Below are 18,871 nucleotides of genomic sequence, written 5' to 3'. Positions count from 1 at the left end.
GGGCAGGCAGGACGCTGTCCGGGCAAGACGTGGTCGGCGGTCGCACCCGCCGGGCTGAGGCGGAGCGTGGAGGGACAGGAACATGCGGGTCGGAGCCCTCCTGTGAGAATGCTGCACACCTCGGACTGGCATCTCGGACGGTCCTTCCACCGCATCGGCCTGCTCCAGGCCCAGCGGGCGTTCATCGGCCACCTCGTGGAGGCGGTGCGCGAGCACGAGGTGGACGTGGTGCTCGTCTCCGGTGACATCTACGACCGGGCCGTGCCGCCGCTCGCCGCCGTCGAGCTGTTCGACGAGGCGCTGCACAAGCTCGCCGACGCCGGGGTGCCCACCGTGATGATCTCCGGCAACCACGACTCGGCCCGCCGCCTCGGCGTCGGCGCCGGGCTCATCGGGCGGGCCGGCATACACCTGCGCACCGACCCGGCCGGCTGCGGCACCCCCGTCGTGCTCGCCGACGCGCACGGCGACGTCGCCTTCTACGGCCTGCCCTATCTGGAGCCCGCCCTCGTGCGCGAGGAGCTCGGCGCGCCGCGCGGCGGTCATCAGGCGGTGCTGCGGGCCGCCATGGACCGGGTGCGCGCCGACCTCGCCGCGCGGCCCGCCGGGACCCGGTCCGTCGTCCTCGCGCACGCCTTCGTCGCGGGCGGCGCGGCCAGCGACAGCGAGCGCGACATCACCGTGGGCGGCGTCGCCTCCGTCCCCCCGGAGACCTTCGACGGCGTCGACTACGCCGCGCTCGGCCACCTCCACGGCTGTCAGACGATCACCGAGCGCGTCCGCTACTCCGGCTCCCCGCTGGCGTACTCCTTCTCCGAGGCCGACCACCGCAAGACCATGTGGCTCGTCGACCTCGGCGCCGGCGGCGCCCTGACCGCGGAGCGGCTCGACTGCCCCGTCCCGCGCCCGCTCGCCCGGATCCGCGGCCGCCTCGACGACCTGCTGAGCGACCCGCGCCTGGAGAAGCACGAGGAGGCGTGGGTCGAGGCCACCCTCACCGACCCGCACCGCCCCGAGGAGCCCATGGCCCGCCTCGCCGGGCGCTTCCCGCACGTGGTGAGCCTCGTCCTCGAACCCGACCGGGCCCCCGAGGACCCTCTCGCCTCCTACGCCCAGCGGCTCCGCGGCCGCAGCGACCATCAGATCGCCGCGGACTTCGTCGCCCACGTGCGCGGTGGCCTCGGCCCCGACGCCGCCGAGAGCACCGTGCTGACCGGCGCCATCGATTCCGTACGGCTGGCCGAGGCCCTCGGCGAGGAGGCTCGATGAGGCTGCACCGGCTCTCCCTGCACGCTTTCGGGCCCTTCGGCGGCTCCCAGGAGGTCGACTTCGACGCCCTCTCCTCCGCCGGCCTCTTCCTGTTGCACGGCCCCACCGGCGCCGGGAAGACCTCCGTGCTCGACGCGGTCTGCTACGCCCTCTACGGCGGGGTGCCCGGCGCCCGCCAGGGCAGCGGCCTGACCCTGCGCAGCGACCACGCCGACCCGGCCACCCTCACCGAGGTGACGCTCGACCTCACCGTCGACGGCCGGCGGCTGGAGATCACCCGGCGGCCCGAGCAGTTGCGCCCCAAGAAGCGGGGCGACGGCTTCACCCGGGAGAAGGCCCACAGCACGCTGCGCGAGCGCGACGACGAGGGGCAGTGGCAGGGCCTCAGCCGCTCCCACCAGGAGATCGGCGAGGAGATCACCCAGCTGCTCGGCATGAGCCGCGAGCAGTTCTGCCAGGTCGTGCTGTTGCCGCAGGGCGACTTCGCGCGCTTCCTGCGCGCCGAGGACACCGCCCGCGGCAAGCTGCTCGGCAAGCTCTTCGACACCAGCCGCTTCGCCGCCGTCGAGGACCGCCTCGCCGAGCTGCGCCGGGCCGCCGAGAAGCAGGTCACCACCGGCGACGAGCAGCTCCTGGCCCTCGTGCACCGGATGCAGCAGGCCGTCGCGGACCCCTCGCTGCCCGAACCCGGCGCCACCCCCGCCGTCCCCGGGCAGCGCGACTCCTCCCGTACGGCCCGCACGGCCCGTACGGCAGCCGCGGGCCGGGCGCCGCTGGCCCCCGGTGACGCCGGGCTGGCCGAGGCCGTGCTGACCTGGGCGGCACTGGCCCGCTCCGGGGCGCGGGAGCGACGGGACATCGCGGCCGTCGCCGCACGCACCGCGGAGGAGGCCCACCGCGCCGCCCAGCGGCACGCCGACGCCACCCGCGAACTGGCCGGTCTCCAGGCGCGGTACGCGGCGGCCCGGCAGCGCGCCGCCGCCGTCGAGGAGCACGACGCCGAGGCCGAGCGGCTGCGCGAGCGCCTGGAGCGGGCGCACGCCGCCGGGTCGGTGGTGCCCGCCCTGGAGCTGCGCGAAGAGGCCGGGCGCGCGCACCACGCCGCCGCCGGTGCCGAACGGGCCGCCCGCGACCGGCTCTCCGCCGCCCACCGGGACGCCCCCGCGGCGGAACTCGCCGCACTGGAGCGGGCCCACCGCGAGGAGCTCGGCTCGCTCTCGGCCGCCCGCCGCGCCGAACAGCGCGCCGCCGACGTCGCCGTCGAGCTGGCCGAGCTGGACCGCGAGGCCCGCTTCGACGAGGAGGCCCTCATCGAGGCCGACGACTGGCTCGCCGGCTGGGAGGCGAGGCACGCCGCCCACCAGCGGCGCGTCGAGGACGCCCAGGAGGCGGCCACCCGGGCCGCCCGCCTGGAGGGCGAGGTGGCCCCCGCCCGGCGCAGGCTCGACGCCGCCCGGGAACGCGACCGGCTCGCCGGGCAGGTCACCGCCGCCCGGGCCCGGCTGCTCGAAGCCCGGGAGCGGGCCGGCGAGGCCCGGGAGCACTGGCTCGACCTCAAGGAACGCCGCCTGCTCGGCATCGCCGCCGAACTCGCCGCCGAGCTGACGCCCGGCACCGCCTGCAAGGTGTGCGGGTCCACCGAGCACCCCGGCCCCGCCCGCACCACGGCCGACCACGTCGACCGCGCCGACGAGGCCCGCGCCCTCGGCCGCTTCCAGGACGCCGAGTCCGTCCGCGAACGGTCCGAGCGCGACCTCCAGGCGCTGCGCGACGCCCTCGCCCACGCCGAGGCCGACGCCGGAACGGCGCCCGTCACCGAACTCGCGGCGGCCGCCGAGGACATCAGCCGCTCCTGCGCCGAGGCCCGCGCGGCGGGGGCCGACGCGCACCGGGCCCGCGAGGCGCTGGAAGGCGCGGAGCGGGAGTACGAGCGGCGACGCGCCGGGCGGCAGGCCGCCCAGCTGCGCGCCACCGCCCGCACGGCCCGCCGGGAGCACCTCGACGGCGAACTGCGCGCGCTGGAGAAGGAGTTGGCGCGGGTGCGCGGGGGAGCGGCGTCCGTCGCCGCGCACGCCGCGCTGCTGGAGCGCCGCCTGGCCCTCCTCGCCGACGCGGCCGAGGCGGCACGCGCCGCGCGGAGCGCGGCGGAGGACCTGGAGAAGGCCGAGGCGCGGCTCGCCGGGGCGGCAGGGCGCGCCGGCTTCCCCACGCCCTCGGACGCGGCCCGCGCCGTACTCCCCGAAAGCGAACAGCGGGCCCTGCGGCAGCGCCTCGACGACTGGCGGAGCGAGCGGGCCGCCGTCACCGCCGAGCTGGCCGACCCGCACAACGCCGCCGCCGCGCGGCGGCCCCCCGCCGACCCGGCCGCCGCGGACGCGCTGCTCGCCGCCGCGACCCGGCGGCTGCGCGAGACCTCCGCCGCCGAGTCCGCCGCCCGCACACGCTGCCAGGAGCTGGACCAGCTCTCCGCGCGGGCCGCCGCCGACGTGCGCCGCCTCGCCCCGCTGCGCGAGGAGCACCACCGGGTGGCGGGCCTCGCGACGCTCGTCGCCGGGACGTCCGCCCACAACGAGCGGAAGATGCGCCTGGAGTCCTACGTACTGGCCGCCCGGCTGGAGCAGGTCGCGGCCGCCGCGACCCTGCGGCTCCAGCGGATGTCCGCCGGGCGCTACACGCTGGTGCACTCCGACGCCCGCTCCGGCGGCGCCCGGCGCTCCGGCCTCGGCCTGCACGTCGTCGACGCCTGGACCGGCCGCGAGCGCGACACCGCGACCCTCTCCGGCGGAGAGACCTTCTTCGCCTCCCTGGCCCTCGCGCTCGGGCTCGCCGACGTCGTGACGGAGGAGGCGGGCGGCATCCGGCTCGACACGCTCTTCATCGACGAGGGCTTCGGCAGCCTCGACGAACAGACCCTCGACGAGGTGCTCGACGTCCTGGACTCGCTGCGCGAGCGGGACCGCACGGTCGGTATCGTCAGCCACGTCGCCGACCTCCGCCAGCGAGTCCCCGCTCAACTCCAGGTCGTCAAGGGCCGGTCGGGGTCCGCCGTGCGCCACCGCACGGCCGGGGTCACCGGCTGAGCGCCCGGCGGGCGAGCGGCGAGGAGTAGACGACGCTCGTCGTCACCGGGCCGAGAGCGCCGATCCGCCCCGCCACCTCCTCCAGGTGCCGCATCGACCGGGCCGCGACCTTGATGACGAAGCAGTCGTCGCCCGTGACGTGGTGCGCCTCCAGGATCTCCGGCGTGGTCGCCAGCAGATCGCGCAACGGCTCGTGGCCGCCCTCCGGAGCGCGCAGCCGGACGAAGGCGAGGACGGGCAGCCCCAGCTTCCCGGCGTCGACGACGGCCGTGTACCCGCCGATGACGCCGGCCTCCTCCAGACGCCGGACGCGTTCGGTCACGGCGCTGGAGGACATGTTCACCGTGCGCGCCAACTCCGCGAAGCCCGCACGGCCGTTGCGCTGGAGGGCGTCGAGGATGCGCCAGTCGGTGGCGTCGGGGGAATAGCCGGTCATGGGTGATGTCTAACAGTGGAAACCCCGGTTGAACAAGGGTTTTACCGGGGATTGACGGTTTGCGAAGGGCCGGCCAGCCCGTGGATTTCCCGCCATGGCGGGCACCGCGCCCCGTACGGCCGCGGCCTCGGCCGGCTGCGGCTGGTGAGCCTCGCGGTGTCCCCTGCCCCCGCTGGTACTCGGCCGGTACCGTGGGGGCATGCCGGCACTCAACATTGAATTCACGGAAGAGGAGCTCGCGGCCATCCGTGAGGCCGCTGCCGCCGACGGGAAGAGCATCAAGGCGTATGTGCACGACCTGTCCGTGCGCGAGCAGCAGCGGCGCCGCTTCGTGGAGCGTGCCGCGAAGTTCTGGAACGAACACATAGAGGAATTCGACGCCGCCTTCCCCGAGGAGGCACCTCCGTCCGAGGGCGGTGCGGCCGCCTGATGACGTTGCTCATCGACCTGCCCTGGCTCCTGGGCGTGCAGGAGCAGAAGCTGTACGAGGAGCCCGCCGTCCACGACTACACCGCCCTCGCCGCCGCGGTCTCCCGGCACGCCTTCGACGTCGCGAAGTTCGACCACGAGCCCGACGCCGCCTGGCGGGCCGCCGCCCTGATGCACACCCTGGTCAGACTCCAGCCGTTGCCGGTGCGCAGCAGCCTCTACGCCTGCATGGTCGTCGTCGCCTATATGGCCGCCGCGGGCGAGGGCATCGACCCGCCCTACGGCTCCATAGTGGATCTCGCCCGGGACATCAAGGAGTACCGGGTCGACGTCTACGAGTGCGCCGACCGCATCCGGACCTGGCGCATCTGACGGCAGCGCGCGGGAGCGGGCCCGGATGCCGCACCGGGCCCGCCCCCGCTGCCGCGCGTCAGAGCACCGACAGCTCCGCCAGCAGGTCGTCCAGGCCCAGCGACCCCTGCGAAAGCGCCGCCATGTGCCACGCCTTCGCGTCGAACGCGTCACCGTGCGCCTTGCGGGCCGCGTCGCGCCCGGCCAGCCAGGCCCGCTCGCCGAGCTTGTAGCCGATCGCCTGGCCCGGCATGCCGAGGTAGCGCACCAGCTCGCTGTCGACGAAGCTTGCCGGGCGGCCGCTGTGCAGCCCGAAGAACTCCCGTGCCAGCTCGGGCGTCCACCGCTCGCCGGGGTGGAACGGCGAGTGCTCCGGGATCCGCAGCTCCAGGTGCATCCCGATGTCGACGATCACGCGGGTGGAGCGCATCATCTGGGCGTCCAGATAGCCCAGCCGGCGCCCGGGGTCGGTGAGGAAGCCCAGCTCGTCCATGAGCCGCTCCGCGTAGAGCGCCCAGCCCTCGCAGTTGGCGCTGACGTGGCCGACGGTGGTCTGGTAGCGGGAGAGCCGGTCCGCCACGTGCGCCCACTGCGCGAGCTGGAGATGGTGGCCGGGCACGCCCTCGTGGTACCAGGTGGACACCAGGTCGTACTCCGGGAACCGCGTCTCGCCCATCGTCGGCAGCCAGGTGCGGCCCGGCCGCGAGAAGTCCTCGGACGGCGAGCTGTAGTACGGGGCCGCGGCGCTGCCGGGAGGAGCGATGCGGGACTCCACCCGCTTGACCCGCTCGGCCAGTTCGAAGTGGGTGCCGTCCAGCGCCTCGATGGCCTCGTCCATCAGCTTCTGGAGCCACACCCGCACCTCCTCGACGCCCTCGATGTGCGGGCCGTGGGCGTCGAGATGGGCCAGTGCCTCCCAGGGCGTCCTCGCGCCGGGCAGCACCTTCTCGGCCTCCACGCGCATCTCGCCGAGGATGCGGTGGAACTCCGACCAGCCGTAGGCGTACGCCTCCTCCAGGTCGAGATCCGTGCCGTTCCAGTAGCGTGCCCAACGGACGTACCGCTCGCGGCCCACCACCTCGGGGGCGCCCTCGACGCCCGGGGCGTAGACATCGCGCAGCCAGTCGCGCAGCGCGACGAGCGCGCCCGTCGCGGCGGCGGCGCCCTCCTCCAGCTCCGCGCGCAGCGCGTCGGGGCCCGGGGCGACGAAGTCGGCGAACCAGCCGCCGTCCGTGCCGATCCACTCGTCCAACTGCCCGATGACGGTGGTCACCTGGCGCGGACCGGCGGGCAGCTTCCGGTCGAGGCCCTCGGCGAGCGCCGCCCGGTAGGACTCCAGCGACGCGGGAACGGCCCGCAGCCGCTCGGCGACCGCCGACCAGTCCTCGGCGCTCTCCACGGGCATGATGGTGAACGTCTCCCGCACGCTGTGCAGCGGCGAGTGGATGTTGCTCACCGCGCGCAGCGGCTCGCCCGCTTCCTGGACGGCGAGTTCGGCGGTGAGCCGCTCGCGCAGCAGGCGGGCGCAGCGCCGCTCGATGTCGCTGTCCGCGCCCGGCCGCCGCTCCGCCTCGGCGAGCCGGTCGAGGGTCTCGCGGGCCAGGTCGGCCAGGGCCCGCCCGCCCGCGGGCGAGAAGTCCGGCAGCCGCCGCGCGGACTCCGCCACCCCCAGATAGGTGCCGGTGAGCGGGTCGAGTTCGATGAACGCGTCGACGTAGGCGTCGGCGACCTGACGGGGGAGGAGGTTGCTGGTGTTGTTCGGCATGCGGTCATCCTCGTACGCGTGAGGCCGCCGCGTCACCGGCATTTCGGATCCGGATATCGAAAGCGGTGCGGCAGTTCACCGCTCGCGGGCGGAAGATCCCGTACGGACCGCTGGCGCGCCCTGCTCCCGGGCCAGCCGGGCCGTGACGACCAGCGTGCCCTCCTCGATCAGATAGTCCAGCGGCAGGCCCAGGGCGCGCATCGCCCCCACCATCGCCGTGTTGGACGACTGGGTGACGGCGTAGACGCTCTCGCACCCGGCTTCGGCGGCCATCGCGACCAGCCTGCCCAGAAGTTCACCGCCGACCCCGCGCCGCTGCCACGCGTCCTCGACGAGCAGCGAGACCTCGGTCTCCTCGCCGTCCCACAGCAGGTGGCCGAGCGCCACCAGCCGGCCGGAGGCCGTGTACGCGGCCAGGGTGCGGCCGAAGCGCGGGCTCAGCAGGTGGCGGAGATAGCGGTCGGCGTCACCGAACGGCCCGTGGTAGCGGCGGGACAGTGTCGCGGGGGAGCAGCGCTCGTGCATCTCGCGCGCCGCCGCCAGATCACCGAGGCCGGCGCGGCGCACGGTGATCTCGTTGCCCTCCGGCAGCGTCAGCACATCGCTGCGCGGCGGCACGCGCGGGCCGAGGCGGGCGTCCAGCTCGACCAGCGCGCGGGCCCGTGCGAACTCCGTGGGGGTGAAGGGCGGGTGGGGGCGCTCGATGGTGATCGTCCCGCCCGAGGGGTCCGGCAGACGGATCACGCTCTCGTCCCACATCCCCTCCGGCGGCACCTCGGCCTCCGTGCCGGGCAGGGAACGGATGGTGCAGCGGCCGAGCAACTGCCGCAGGGCGAGCGGGAGTTCCGCGGCGTCCAGGGCCGTGCGGGTGGCGAGGGTGAGCGCCCGGGTCGGGGCGTCCACGAGGTCGTGGGCGTCGGCGCGCTCCAGCCATGTCCCGCTGCCGCCGCCCGCGGTGGCGGCGTCCGACAGGCCGGCGGGCGCCAGGGTGTCCGGGGCACGCAGCAGCAGCTCGTCCACGGCGCCGTCGGCCAGCGGGTGCGTCTGGAGCGCGAGGATGTCGACGCGGTGGCGGGCCAGTGCCGCGCACAGCGTGGCGAGACTGCCGGGCTCGTCCCGTACGGTGGTCCGCATCCGCCACAGGGTGGTGCCGCCGTCGCCCTCCGGCTCCTCATGGCCGGGCCCGGCGGGGTGGCCCGGCCCGGCGAGGCGGGCGGGAGCGGGGTGGCGCCGGGCCCACCAGGTGTGGAAGCCGGCCGTGGCCAGCAGCGCGGCGGCCGAGGAGAGCAACAGGACGGGACCGTCCGCGCCGTGCACCACCGTGTCGGCCACGGAGTCGGTGGCGGCGACCGCGGTGAACAGGGCGGCCAGCTCCACCAGTTCCCGCCGCCAGTGATGGCGCGCGCGGACGCTCTTCGCACGGGTCTCGTCAGTCATGGCCCCACCCTGACGGAGCGGTGTTGCGTGATCACGAACGGCTTGTGACCGATGGGTTAAGGGCGGCCTTGTCGCCAACTGTCCCGGTTGTCAGCCCTCCGACGCCGCGCGGAGGTCGGCGAGCGCGTCCTCGATGCCCCGGTGGAAGGTCGGGTAGGCGTAGATCATATGACGCAGGGCCTCCACCGGCACCTGTGCCTGGATCGCCACGGCCAGGCCGTACATCACCTCGCCGCCCGTCGGCCCCACCGTGGTCGCCCCGACCAGCACGCCCCGGTCCGCGTCCTCGACCAGCTTGACCAGGCCGTCGTTGCCCGCCTTGTGGATCCAGCCGCGCGTCGAGGACGGCACCCGCGCCAGGCCGGTGCGCACCCGCAGCCCCTTCTCCCGCGCCTGACGCTCCGTCAGGCCAACGGCCCCGGCCTCCGGATCGGTGAAGGTCACCCGGGGCAGCGCGCGGTAGTCGGCGTCGGGCCCCGGCTCGCCGAGCACGGCGCGGATCACGATCTCGGCCTCGTACATCGCGACGTGCGTGAACGCCCCGTGCCCCGTCACATCTCCGACGCCCCACAGCGCGTGCGCCGCCAGCAGCTGGCCGTCGACCTTCAGCGACCGCGCTCCCGGATCGAGCCCCACGGTCTCCAGGCCGAGGTCTGCGAGGTCCGCCCGGCGGCCCGTGGCCACCAGCAGCCGGTCGGCCGTCAGCTCCGTGCCGTCCGCGAGCGTGAGCGTGAAGGCGTCCCCGGCGTGCCGCGCCCCGGCCGCCCGGGCGCCGGTCCGGATGCGTACGCCCTCCCGGCGCAGCACCTCCGCCAGCAGCTCACCGGCCTCCGGCTCCTCGGCCGGGAGCAGGCCCTCCATCGCCTCCACGATCTCGACCCGGGTGCCGAAGCGGGCGTAGACCTGAGCCAGTTCGAGCCCGATGGCGCCGCCGCCGAGCACGAGCAGCGAGCCGGGCGGCTCCTTCGCGGACACCGCGTCGCGGTTGGTCCAGTACGGCACGTCCCGCAGGCCCGGCACCGGCGGGACGGACGGCTCGGTGCCCGTCGCGATCACCACCCCGCGCAGGGCCTCGAAGACCTGGCCGGCCACCTCGACCCTGCCGGGCCCGGCCAGCCTGCCGCGGCCCCGGACCAGCCGGCCGCCCTTGCCGGTGAAGCGGTCGGCCGCCACCCGGTCGTTCCAGTCGTCGGTGGCCTCGTCGCGGATCCTGCGGGCGAGCGGCGCCCAGTCCGGCGTCACCTCGGACGCCCCGGCCATGCCGGGGATCCGGCGGCCCTCCGCGAGCAGGTTCCCGGCCCGGATCATCATCTTGCTCGGGACGCACCCCCAGTACGGGCACTCGCCGCCCACCAGCTCCGCCTCGACGCCGACCACGCTCAGCCCGGCCTCGGCCAACCGCCCCGCCACGTGCTCGCCGCCCGGCCCCATGCCGATGACGACGACGTCCACCTGCTCGGCCATGTGTGCCACCTTCCGCTCGCGGCGTGCCCGGGTGTGCGCACCCACCATCCCACCGGCCCGGAGGCGGGGCACGCCCAGTGCCTCCCCCGTGGCTCTCTCGTAGCAACGCACGAACCGAGCCGGGGCGCTGGCCTGCGCGAACCGCCAGTAGACTCTGGTCGTGTGACAGCTGCGTCTTTGAAGCCCCGCATTCCCAACGTCCTCGCCGGCCGCTACGCCTCCGCCGAGCTCGCCGTCCTGTGGTCCCCCGAGTACAAGGTCACCCTGGAGCGGAAGCTCTGGCTGGCCGTGCTCCGCGCCCAGAAGGACCTGGGTATCGAGGTGCCGGACGCCGCACTCGCCGACTACGAGCGGGTCCTGGACCAGGTGGACCTGGCCTCGATCGCCGAGCGTGAGAAGGTCACCCGCCACGACGTCAAGGCCCGGATCGAGGAGTTCAACGCCCTCGCCGGTCATGAGCACGTCCACAAGGGCATGACGTCCCGCGACCTCACGGAGAACGTCGAGCAGCTCCAGATCCGGCTCTCGCTGGAGCTCGTCCGCGACCGTGCCGTCGCCGTGCTGGCCCGGCTGGGCAAGCTGGCCGGCGAGCACGCCGAGCTGGTCATGGCGGGCCGCTCGCACAACGTCGCCGCCCAGGCCACCACCCTCGGCAAGCGCTTCGCGACCACGGCCGACGAGCTGCTCGTCGCCTACGGCCGGCTGGAGGAGCTGCTCGGCCGCTATCCGCTGCGCGGCATCAAGGGCCCGGTCGGAACCGCCCAGGACATGCTCGACCTGCTCGGCGGCGACGCCGCGAAGCTGGACGAGCTGGAGCGCCGGATCGCGGGCCACCTCGGCTTCGCGCACGCCTTCACCTCCGTCGGCCAGGTCTACCCGCGCTCCCTCGACTACGACGTCGTCACCGCGCTGGTGCAGCTGGCGGCGGCCCCCTCCTCGCTGGCCAAGACGATCCGGCTGATGGCCGGCCACGAGCTGGTGACCGAGGGCTTCAAGCCCGGCCAGGTCGGCTCGTCCGCGATGCCGCACAAGATGAACACCCGCTCCTGCGAGCGCGTCAACGGCCTCATGGTCATCCTGCGCGGCTACGCCTCGATGACCGGCGAGCTGGCGGGCGACCAGTGGAACGAGGGCGACGTCTCCTGCTCGGTGGTGCGCCGCGTCGCGCTGCCGGACGCGTTCTTCGCGCTCGACGGCCTGCTGGAGACCTTCCTGACGGTCCTCGACGAGTTCGGCGCCTTCCCCGCCGTCGTCGCCCGCGAGCTGGACCGCTACCTCCCCTTCCTCGCCACCACCAAGGTCCTGATGGCCGCGGTGCGGGCCGGGGTCGGCCGCGAGGTCGCGCACGAGGCGATCAAGGAGCACGCCGTGGCCTCCGCGCTGGCCATGCGCGAGCAGGGCGCCGAGCGCAACGAGCTGCTCGACAAGCTCGCCGCCGACGACCGCATCCCGCTGGACCGGGCGGGCCTGGACGCCCTGATGGCCGACAAGCTGTCCTTCAGCGGTGCCGCCGCCGACCAGGTCGCCCTGGTCGTCGCCCGCGTCGAGGAGATCGCCAAGCAGCACCCGGAGGCCGCCGCGTACGCGCCGGGGTCGATCCTCTAGCGGCCGCGCTTCCCTCCCCTCGCCGCCCGTGGCGGCGTCCCCCTCATGGGGACGCCGCCACGGGCGGTCGGCGTTTTGGGGCCGGCCGCGCCGTACCACCGGTGGCGGGAGTCCGGAATGTACCGTTCTGCGTGGTCTCATCGGATGCCCGACGCGAGGAGAGACGGCCGTGCTCAAGGGATTCAAGAACTTCGTCATGCGCGGTGACATCGTCACCGTCGCCGTGGGACTGATCATCGCCCTCGCGATGAGCACGCTCATCAAGGCGTTCACCGACTTCGTGATCAACCCGGTCATCACGCGTGCCCAGGGCGGCCACTCCATGGGCCTGGGCTGGCAGCTCGGCCGGACCGGCAACCGCGCCACCTATCTCGACCTCGGCTCCTTCCTCTCCGCCCTCGTGTACTTCCTGATCTTCATGGCCGTCGTCTACTTCCTCATCGTCGTCCCCTACAAGCACGTCCAGGCCCGGCGCGGGCTCGTCGTCTTCGCCGCGCCCGGACCGCTCAAGACCTGCCCGGCCTGCCTCTCGGAGGACCTTCCCGAGCGGGCCCGCAAGTGCCTGCACTGCGGGACGGACCAGCCCCCGGTATAGGGTTGTCCCGAAAAGGGAGGGGACGCCTGGTGGTACCCGATGTCGTCGCGGAGGATCTCCGCGTCCTGTTCTGCGGCATAAATCCCGGCCTGATGTCCGAGGCCACCGGCCATCACTTCGCCCGCCCCGGCAACCGGTTCTGGCCCGTCCTCCACCTCTCCGGCTTCACCCCCCGCCTCCTCGCCCCCGCCGAGCAGGAGGAACTCCTGACGTACGGCCTTGGCATCACCAATGTGGTGGCGCGCCCCTCCGCGCGGGCCGACGAGATCGGCGACGAGGAGTTCCGCGAGGGCGGGCGCCTCCTCCTCGACAAGGTCACCCGGCTGCGGCCGCGCTGGCTGGCCGTCGTCGGCATCACCGCGTACCGCGTCGCCTTCGACGACAAGCACGCCCGCATCGGCCCGCAGGACCGGACGATCGGCGCCACCCGCATCTGGGCCCTCCCCAACCCCAGTGGCCTCAACGCTCATTGGCCGCTGCCGAAAATGGCCGAGGAATTCGAGCGGCTGCGCGCGGCGACGGAGCTCCCCGTCTGACGCGACGGGATCCGGGCGCCGCACCGCCCGCCGCCCGCGCTGCCGCGGAACAGCCGCCACCGGATGCCGGCCCCGGGTGAGGTCCCGAGGCTCGCCGGTCTCCTCCGCACCGGATACCATCCGACCCGACAGCAAAGGACACGCAAAGCGAGGAGGCGGCACGTTGGGGCGGCTCACCGGCGGGGATCCGTCTCTGTTGCGGCGGATCAATTCGGCCGTCGTGCTGCACGCGCTGCGCGCGGCGGTGCCTCCCGGCTCCCCCACGCTCACCGACCTGACCAAGGTGACGGGCCTGTCCCGGCCGACCGTCGAGGGCGTGGTCGAGGGACTGATGGAATCCGGCCTGGTGGTGGAGGTGCCCGCCGAGGAGGGCGAGGCCCGGCGCCAGGGCCGCCCCGCGCGCCGCTTCCGCTTCCGCGTGGAGGCCGGCCACCTGATGGGCATCGAGATCGGCCCGCACCGGATCGCCGCCCTGATGGCCGATCTCGGCGGGCGGGTCATGGGCTCGGCGTCCCTCGACGTCGCGGAGACCGCCTCGGCGGACGAGCGCCTGGGGTGCGTGCGGGTCGCGGTCGCCGACCTGCTGGAGCGCTCGGGCGTGCCCCGCAGCAGGCTCCGGGCGGTCGGCGTGGCCAGCCCCGGCATCGTGGAGGCCGACGGGACCGTACGGCTGGGGACCGCCCTGCCGGGGTGGACCGGACTGCCCCTCGGGGAGCGGCTGCGGCGCTCGTTCCGGTGCCCGGTGCTGGTCGAGAACGATGCCAACGCCGCCGCCGTGGCCGAGCACTGGAAGGGCGCGGCCACCGGCTCGGACGATGTGGTGTTCGTGCTCGCCGGATTGAGCCCGGGCGCCGGGTCGCTGATCGGCGGCCGGCTCCACCGGGGCTACGGCGGCGCGGCCGGGGAGATCGGGGCGCTGCACCTGCTGGGCCGGGAGGCCACCCCCGAGGTCGTGCTGTCCACGACGGGCGAACCCCTGCACCCGCTGGACGAGGCGCAGGTGGCACGCGTCTTCACGCTGGCACGGGAGGGTGACGAGCGGGCCGGGGCCGCTGTCGACCGGTTCATGCGGAGGCTCGTGCACGACGTGGCCGCCCTGGTGCTCGCCCTCGATCCGGAGCTCGTCGTGGTGGGCGGGTGGGCCGCCGGGCTGAACGGCGTCCTGGAACCCCTGCGCGCGGAGCTCGCCCGCTACTGCCTGCGCCCGCCGCGGGTCGTGCAGTCGCTGCTGGGCGAGGCCGCGGTGGCGACGGGCGCGCTGCGGCTGGCTCTCGACCATGTGGAGGAGCAACTGTTCGCGGTCGAGAGCACGGTGACGGCGCGGCGCTGAGGCGGGCCGCGGCCGGCGTCAGCCGGCCAGCAGCTGCATCCCCGAGTCGCCGAAGGTGAGCCGGCAGGTGTCCGCGCGGTAGGTGGCCACCGCCACCGCACCTGTGCGGCCCGCCGTGAAATAGCGGGTGGTGACGACGAGGACGGGCGCGCCCGGCAGCCGGTCGAGCTGCTTGGCGTCGTCGGCGCGGGCGGAGCCGAGCTCCACGGCCTGGTCCTGGCCGTCGAGCTCCAGGCGCTGCAACTCCCGGAGCACCGCGCGGGCCCGGGCCGCGCCCGCCGGCGCGTCGATGCCGGTGAGCCCCGGCACGCTGCTCAGCGGGACGTACAGCAACTCGGCCGCCACGGGCTGGCCATGGGTGCGGCGGGTGCGGCGGACGGTGTGCACCGGCTCCCCGCCGCGGGTGTCCAGGAGGCGGGCGACGGCCGCGGGCGGGACCGCCTCCGCGCAGTCGACGGCGAGCCAGGCGTCCGGTCCCGCGCCCGGCCAGGAGTGGTCGGCGTCGCCGACGGAGACGCCCATGCGGGGCGGGGCGACGGTGGTGCCGACGCCCCGGCGGCGCTGGAGGCGCCCTTCCAGCTCGAGCTGTTCGAGGGCCTGGCGCAGCGTGGCCCGCGCGACGCCGAAGCGGGCCGCGAGCTCGCGCTCGTTCGGCAGGATCTCGCCCACCGCGAACTCGGAGTCGAGTGCGTCGGTGAGCACGGTCTTCAGGTGCCAGTACTTCGGCTCCGGCACCGTGTCCAGCTGCGTGGTCCCCACCCTGATCCTCCGCAAAGGCTTTTCGCGCGCTTCTTTATTAAAGGTTGTTGCAGTATGCCTGCGACCATAAGGCGGCGTGCGGACTTGGTCAAGACCAATGGCGTGATTGTCCGACCGGGCCGGAAGGCCCCGGTCCCGGCCGCTGTCCGCGCGGGACCGCCGTCTAGGGTGCGGGCATGATCCCGCAGACGTATCTCTCCGAACTCTTCTCGCTGGACGGCCGGGTCGCGGTGGTGACCGGCGGCAGTTCCGGCATCGGCCGGGCCGTCACCGGGGCGCTCGCGCGCGCCGGGGCGAGCGTCGTGGTCGTGGCCCGCCGGGAGGCCGAGCTGGCCGCCACCGTCGACGAGTTGGCGGCCGACGGCTGCCGGGCGGCCTGGGTGAGCGCCGACCTCGGCACCCGCGACGGCGTGCGCCGGGCGGCGGAGGAGGCGGCCGCCGTGTTCGGCGAACCCGACATCCTCGTCAACAGCGCCGGGGTCAACCTGCGCCCGCCGATGGGCGAGCTGGGCGAGGACGTGTGGGACACCACGATGGCGGTGAACCTGGAGGCGCCGTATCTGCTGGGGGAGCGGTTCGGGCCCGGCATGGCCGAGCGGGGCTTCGGCCGGATCATCCACATCACCTCCCAGCAGGCGCACCGGGCGTTCGTGCAGAGCGGTGCCTATGGGGTGTCCAAGGGCGCGCTGGAATCGCTGGCCCGTTCACAGGCCGAGGCGTGGTCCCCGTACGGCGTCACCTGCAACACCCTCGTGCCGGGCTTCGTGATGACCCCGCTCAACGAACGGCTGTCCGCCGACCCCGAGAAGGTGGCGGCGCTCGCGGCGCGCACGATGACCGGACGCAACGGCCTGGCCGAGGACTTCGCGGGCGCGGCGGTCTTCCTGGCGAGCCGCTCCTCCGCCTATGTCACCGGCCAGTCCCTCTTCGTCGACGGCGGCTTCTCCGTGCACTGAGCCGCACGCCGCGGTGCGAGACCCGCGAGCTTGTCGGGGTTCCGCTGGATATAGACGGCCGAGATCCGGCCGTCGCCGGAGAGCTCGACGCTGAGGGCGGTGTCCGGCCGGCCCGCGGAGAGGACGAGCAGCGCCGGCCCGCCGTTGAGCTCCAGGAAGCGGACCTCCGGCTCGGGCACGTCCTTGTGGGCCACCGCGAAGAGGAAGCGGCCCACCTTGGCGGCGCTCTCCAGCACGCGCCGCGGGGCCTTGGTCTTCCCGCCGCTGTCGCCGACCAGCCGCACGCCGGGGGCGAGCAGGGCCAGCAGGTCCTCGATGCTCCCGCCGGTGGCGGCCGCGAGGAACTTCTCGGTGAGGTCGCGCTGTTGGACGGGGTCCACCGGGAACCGCGGTCTGCCCTCGTCGACATGGCGGCGCGCCCGCCCGGCGAGCTGCCGCACGGCCGCCTCCGAACGGTCGAGCACGGCGGCGATCTCCTGATAGGGGAAGGCGAACGCCTCGCGGAGCACGAAGACCGCGCGCTCCAGCGGCGAGAGGGACTCCAGGACGACCAGCATGCCCAGCGAGACGGAATCGGCGAGCACGGCCCGCTCGGCGGTGTCCGGGACGGTCGTCCCGAAGTCCGTCACGACCGGCTCCGGCAGCCACGGGCCCACATAGCTCTCGCGGCGGGAGTGCGCCTGGCGCAGCCGGTCGACTGCCAGCCGCGTGGTGACGCGGACCAGGAAGCCGCGGGCGTCGCGCACCTCCTCGCGGCCGGCGCGGGACCAGCGCAGCCACGCCTCCTGCACGACGTCCTCGGCGTCCGCGACGCGGCCCAGCATGCGGTAGGCCACACCGGTCAGGACACCGCGGTGTTCCTCGAAGGCGTCGAGCGCGGGGTCGGGTGCGGTCACGGCGTCCATCCCACCGTGATGTGGGCGGGGTTGTCCAGATGAGCCCCACGCGCGCCGCGGCCCGGTGCCCGCCGGGGTCTACCCATCGGTAATCCTTGCTGACATCCTGTCTCAATACCCCTGCACCGCCCCGTGGATGACGAGGAGTCGCACCATGGCCGACACGGTCGCCTTCCCCATCGACACCCCCGCCGGAGAGCGGACCGTCGAGGTGTCCTACGAACGGCTCGGCGGCGGGGAACCCCTCGTCCTGCTGCACGGCATCGGCCACCACCTCCAGGTGTGGGACCCGGTCGCGGGCATCCTCGCCGCCGAGCGCGACGTCATCGCCGTCGACCTGCCGGGCTTCGGCCGCTCGCCCGGCCTGCCCGAGGGAATCCGCTACGACCTCCAGGGCGTGACCCCCGTCCTGGCCGCGCTCTTCGAGGCGCTCGGCCTGGACCGGCCGCACGTCGTGGGCAACTCCCTCGGCGGGCTGCTCGCCCTCCAGCTCGGCCACGAGAAGCTCGTGCGCTCCGTCACGGCGATCTCTCCCGCCGGGTTCTGGAACGAGACCGAGCGGCGGTACGCCTTCGGGGTGCTGCGCCAGCTGCGCCGCGGCGCCGTCACCATGCCCCCGCCGCTGGTGGCCCGGCTGGCCCGTACGGCCGTCGGCAGGGCGGCGATGGTCGGCGCCATCTACGCCCGGCCCCTGCGCCGTTCACCCGACGCGGTGATCGCCGAGACGCGCGCCCTGCGCGAGGCCACCGGCTTCGCCGCGACCCTGGCGGCGGGCCGCACGGGGCGGTTCGACCACGACGTGCCCGACATCCCGGTCACCATCGCCTGGGGCAGCAAGGACCGGCTGCTGGTGCCCCGGCAGGGCATCCGCGCCAAGAAGGTCATACCGGGCGCCCGACTGCTGCGGCTGTCCGGCTGCGGCCATGTGCCCATGAACGACGACCCGGCACTGGTCGCCCGCGTCATCCTCGACGCGTCCCGCTGAGCGGGGGGCGTTCGCGTCAGGAGTTGGACCGGTCCCGGGCGCACAGAACGAGCCGGTAGCCGTCGGGATCCTCCACGGAGACGCCCCAACCTCTCCCAGTGGGGGGTGCGGGGCTGTCAGCCCTGTGCGGACGGGGAGTTGACGACGACCGGCCGGGCCCGCCCCGTGGCGGCGTCGAAGTGTGCTCCCACCCGTCCGTCGCCCGAGGAACGGCCCGTCAGGCGGCGGCCGATCCAGGGGAGCAGGTGCTCGCGGGCGAAGCGTGCGTCGGAGGTGCGGCGGGCGGTCCAGGGCGGCCGGACGAACGGCGGGAGCGGGGCGCGCCAGTCGAGCTCCGGTTCGTGGCCGAGCGCCTGCCAGACGGCCTCGGCCACCCGGCGGTGCCCCTCGGCGTTGAGGTGCAGCCGGTCCTCCGCCCACATCCGCGGATCGCCCAGCACCTCGGCCCCGAAGAGGTCGACCACCAGCGCGCCGTGCTTCTCCGCGAGCTCGTCGACGAAGCCGAAGAGGTGCTCCATGCGCGGCCGGAACCGCTCCAGCACCGGACCGTGCCGCCCGGGGCTGCGCATCAGGACCAGCTGCCCGCAGCTCGGCGCGATCCGCTCCACGGCCTCGGCCAGCCGGGCACACACGAGATCGACATCGCACTTCGGGCGCAGCACGTCGTTGAGCCCGCCGACCAGGGTCGCCAGATCGGCACCCATGGCCGCGGCGGCGGGCGCCTGCTCGTCGGCTATCTGGCCGATGAGCTTCCCGCGCACGGCCAGATTGGCGTAGCGCAGGCCGCCGGGCGTACGGGCGGCCAGCCGTGCCGCGAGGAGATCGGCCCAGCCGCGGTACGAGCCGTCGGGGAGCCGGTCGGACATCCCCTCGGTGAAGGAGTCGCCGACCGCGACAAAGCTGGTGTACGTGGCATTCATCTGCATGGCGCGGTGATCCTACTCCTGCCGGCCGGGCGGCCCCGGGGCGGTGTCCCGC

General features: G+C 74.5%; 17 protein-coding genes and 1 pseudogene. 10 read left to right on the top strand and 8 right to left on the bottom strand.

All coding sequences use genetic code 11. The annotated features are described in order from the left end of the window. Positions 1 to 102 precede the first annotated feature (102 nt). Complete coding sequence (locus ACH427_RS28885) at positions 103 to 1,269, top strand: exonuclease SbcCD subunit D (protein ID WP_398874123.1); 1,167 nt, start codon at positions 103 to 105, stop codon at positions 1,267 to 1,269. After that, positions 1,266 to 4,349: an AAA family ATPase gene (locus ACH427_RS28880; RefSeq protein ID WP_398874121.1), complete on the top strand. Its 3,084-nt coding sequence runs from the start codon at positions 1,266 to 1,268 to the stop codon at positions 4,347 to 4,349. Before ACH427_RS28885 ends, ACH427_RS28880 begins: the two co-directional genes overlap by 4 nt. Here ACH427_RS28880 and ACH427_RS28875 read toward each other — a convergent pair. After that, positions 4,339 to 4,785 (bottom strand): Lrp/AsnC family transcriptional regulator, encoded by a 447-nt coding sequence (locus tag ACH427_RS28875; RefSeq protein ID WP_398874119.1) that lies wholly within the window; start codon positions 4,783 to 4,785, stop codon positions 4,339 to 4,341. The genes ACH427_RS28880 and ACH427_RS28875 overlap by 11 nt on opposite strands. 199 nt (positions 4,786 to 4,984) lie before the next feature. On the opposite strand from ACH427_RS28875, the gene ACH427_RS28870 reads away from it, so the two are divergent. Further along, on the top strand, positions 4,985 to 5,215 hold the full coding sequence (locus tag ACH427_RS28870; protein ID WP_116210478.1) for a hypothetical protein: 231 nt from the start codon (positions 4,985 to 4,987) through the stop codon (positions 5,213 to 5,215). After that, positions 5,215 to 5,586 (top strand): toxin Doc, encoded by a 372-nt coding sequence (locus ACH427_RS28865; protein WP_116210477.1) that lies wholly within the window; start codon positions 5,215 to 5,217, stop codon positions 5,584 to 5,586. The genes ACH427_RS28870 and ACH427_RS28865 overlap by 1 nt, the downstream gene beginning before the upstream one ends. A 58-nt stretch (positions 5,587 to 5,644) precedes the next feature. Here ACH427_RS28865 and ACH427_RS28860 read toward each other — a convergent pair whose 3' ends face one another. From ACH427_RS28860 to ACH427_RS28850, 3 genes are all read right to left on the bottom strand, one after another. Then, a complete protein-coding gene (locus ACH427_RS28860; protein WP_398874116.1) occupies positions 5,645 to 7,330 on the bottom strand; it encodes a DUF885 domain-containing protein in 1,686 nt (561 codons plus the stop codon). Between the two features lie 75 nt (positions 7,331 to 7,405). After that, the gene (locus ACH427_RS28855; RefSeq protein WP_398874114.1) at positions 7,406 to 8,767 is read right to left on the bottom strand and encodes a GNAT family N-acetyltransferase; all 1,362 of its coding nucleotides are present in this window, start codon (positions 8,765 to 8,767) and stop codon (positions 7,406 to 7,408) included. A gap of 90 nt (positions 8,768 to 8,857) precedes the next feature. Then, positions 8,858 to 10,231 (bottom strand): dihydrolipoyl dehydrogenase family protein, encoded by a 1,374-nt coding sequence (locus tag ACH427_RS28850; RefSeq protein WP_398874112.1) that lies wholly within the window; start codon positions 10,229 to 10,231, stop codon positions 8,858 to 8,860. A 162-nt stretch (positions 10,232 to 10,393) separates the two neighbouring features. Between ACH427_RS28850 and purB the strand changes: the two genes are divergently transcribed. The 4 genes from purB to ACH427_RS28830 all read left to right on the top strand — a co-directional run bounded on the left by purB (position 10,394) and on the right by ACH427_RS28830 (position 14,297). Beyond that, positions 10,394 to 11,836, top strand: a complete 1,443-nt coding sequence (gene purB / locus ACH427_RS28845) for an adenylosuccinate lyase (RefSeq protein ID WP_398874110.1) — start codon at positions 10,394 to 10,396, stop codon at positions 11,834 to 11,836. A 169-nt stretch (positions 11,837 to 12,005) separates the two neighbouring features. Next, the gene (locus tag ACH427_RS28840; RefSeq protein WP_398874108.1) at positions 12,006 to 12,431 is read left to right on the top strand and encodes an MscL family protein; all 426 of its coding nucleotides are present in this window, start codon (positions 12,006 to 12,008) and stop codon (positions 12,429 to 12,431) included. 29 nt (positions 12,432 to 12,460) lie between these two features. Further along, the gene (mug, locus tag ACH427_RS28835; protein ID WP_398874106.1) at positions 12,461 to 12,967 is read left to right on the top strand and encodes a G/U mismatch-specific DNA glycosylase; all 507 of its coding nucleotides are present in this window, start codon (positions 12,461 to 12,463) and stop codon (positions 12,965 to 12,967) included. 163 nt (positions 12,968 to 13,130) lie between these two features. Then, the gene (locus ACH427_RS28830; protein WP_398874104.1) at positions 13,131 to 14,297 is read left to right on the top strand and encodes an ROK family protein; all 1,167 of its coding nucleotides are present in this window, start codon (positions 13,131 to 13,133) and stop codon (positions 14,295 to 14,297) included. 18 nt (positions 14,298 to 14,315) lie between these two features. Here the strand turns inward: ACH427_RS28830 and ACH427_RS28825 are convergent, their stop codons facing one another. Beyond that, complete coding sequence (locus tag ACH427_RS28825; RefSeq protein WP_398874101.1) at positions 14,316 to 15,056, bottom strand: GntR family transcriptional regulator; 741 nt, start codon at positions 15,054 to 15,056, stop codon at positions 14,316 to 14,318. Positions 15,057 to 15,232: 176 nt separating this feature from the next. On the opposite strand from ACH427_RS28825, the gene ACH427_RS28820 reads away from it, so the two are divergent. After that, positions 15,233 to 16,012 carry an SDR family NAD(P)-dependent oxidoreductase gene (locus ACH427_RS28820; protein ID WP_398874099.1) on the top strand — a complete coding sequence of 260 codons (780 nt, stop codon included), beginning with the start codon at positions 15,233 to 15,235 and terminating at the stop codon, positions 16,010 to 16,012. Here the strand turns inward: ACH427_RS28820 and sigJ are convergent. Next, entirely contained in the window at positions 15,961 to 16,836 is an 876-nt protein-coding gene (gene sigJ / locus ACH427_RS28815; protein WP_398874175.1) for an RNA polymerase sigma factor SigJ, read from the bottom strand. The two genes, ACH427_RS28820 and sigJ, sit on opposite strands and share 52 nt — an antisense overlap. A gap of 226 nt (positions 16,837 to 17,062) precedes the next feature. Here sigJ and ACH427_RS28810 point away from each other — a divergent pair, with 226 nt between their 5' ends. Next, the gene (locus tag ACH427_RS28810) at positions 17,063 to 17,893 is read left to right on the top strand and encodes an alpha/beta fold hydrolase (protein ID WP_398874097.1); all 831 of its coding nucleotides are present in this window, start codon (positions 17,063 to 17,065) and stop codon (positions 17,891 to 17,893) included. 16 nt (positions 17,894 to 17,909) lie between these two features. On the opposite strand, the pseudogene ACH427_RS28805 reads toward ACH427_RS28810, so the two are convergent. Both ACH427_RS28805 and ACH427_RS28800 read right to left on the bottom strand, forming a co-directional pair. Next, a pseudogene (locus tag ACH427_RS28805) lies at positions 17,910 to 18,017 on the bottom strand (VOC family protein); the annotation flags it as partial. Continuing rightward, the gene (locus ACH427_RS28800; RefSeq protein WP_398874095.1) at positions 18,010 to 18,819 is read right to left on the bottom strand and encodes an SGNH/GDSL hydrolase family protein; all 810 of its coding nucleotides are present in this window, start codon (positions 18,817 to 18,819) and stop codon (positions 18,010 to 18,012) included. The gene ACH427_RS28800 and the pseudogene ACH427_RS28805, both read right to left, overlap by 8 nt. Between the last annotated feature and the right edge of the window lie 52 nt (positions 18,820 to 18,871).

It is taken from the genome of Streptomyces sp. NPDC020379 (genome assembly GCF_044387105.1).
GTDB lineage: Bacteria > Actinomycetota > Actinomycetes > Streptomycetales > Streptomycetaceae > Streptomyces.
The sequence above is the reverse complement of the archived record's forward strand: the minus strand, read 5'-3'. Positions and strand labels throughout refer to the sequence as shown.

Bases quoted from the DNA above. Each gene is read 5' to 3' on its own strand.
- ACH427_RS28810 (WP_398874097.1), top strand. From the start codon at position 17,063: ATGGCCGACACGGTCGCCTTCCCCATCGACACCCCCGCCGGAGAGCGG.
- ACH427_RS28855 (WP_398874114.1), bottom strand. From the start codon at position 8,767: ATGACTGACGAGACCCGTGCGAAGAGCGTCCGCGCGCGCCATCACTGG.
- ACH427_RS28870 (WP_116210478.1), top strand. From the start codon at position 4,985: ATGCCGGCACTCAACATTGAATTCACGGAAGAGGAGCTCGCGGCCATC.
- sigJ (WP_398874175.1), bottom strand. From the start codon at position 16,836: ATGCTGGGCCGCGTCGCGGACGCCGAGGACGTCGTGCAGGAGGCGTGG.
- ACH427_RS28865 (WP_116210477.1), top strand. From the start codon at position 5,215: ATGACGTTGCTCATCGACCTGCCCTGGCTCCTGGGCGTGCAGGAGCAG.
- ACH427_RS28820 (WP_398874099.1), top strand. From the start codon at position 15,233: ATGATCCCGCAGACGTATCTCTCCGAACTCTTCTCGCTGGACGGCCGG.
- ACH427_RS28850 (WP_398874112.1), bottom strand. From the start codon at position 10,231: ATGGCCGAGCAGGTGGACGTCGTCGTCATCGGCATGGGGCCGGGCGGC.
- ACH427_RS28860 (WP_398874116.1), bottom strand. From the start codon at position 7,330: ATGCCGAACAACACCAGCAACCTCCTCCCCCGTCAGGTCGCCGACGCC.
- ACH427_RS28800 (WP_398874095.1), bottom strand. From the start codon at position 18,819: ATGCAGATGAATGCCACGTACACCAGCTTTGTCGCGGTCGGCGACTCC.
- ACH427_RS28880 (WP_398874121.1), top strand. From the start codon at position 1,266: ATGAGGCTGCACCGGCTCTCCCTGCACGCTTTCGGGCCCTTCGGCGGC.
- ACH427_RS28875 (WP_398874119.1), bottom strand. From the start codon at position 4,785: ATGACCGGCTATTCCCCCGACGCCACCGACTGGCGCATCCTCGACGCC.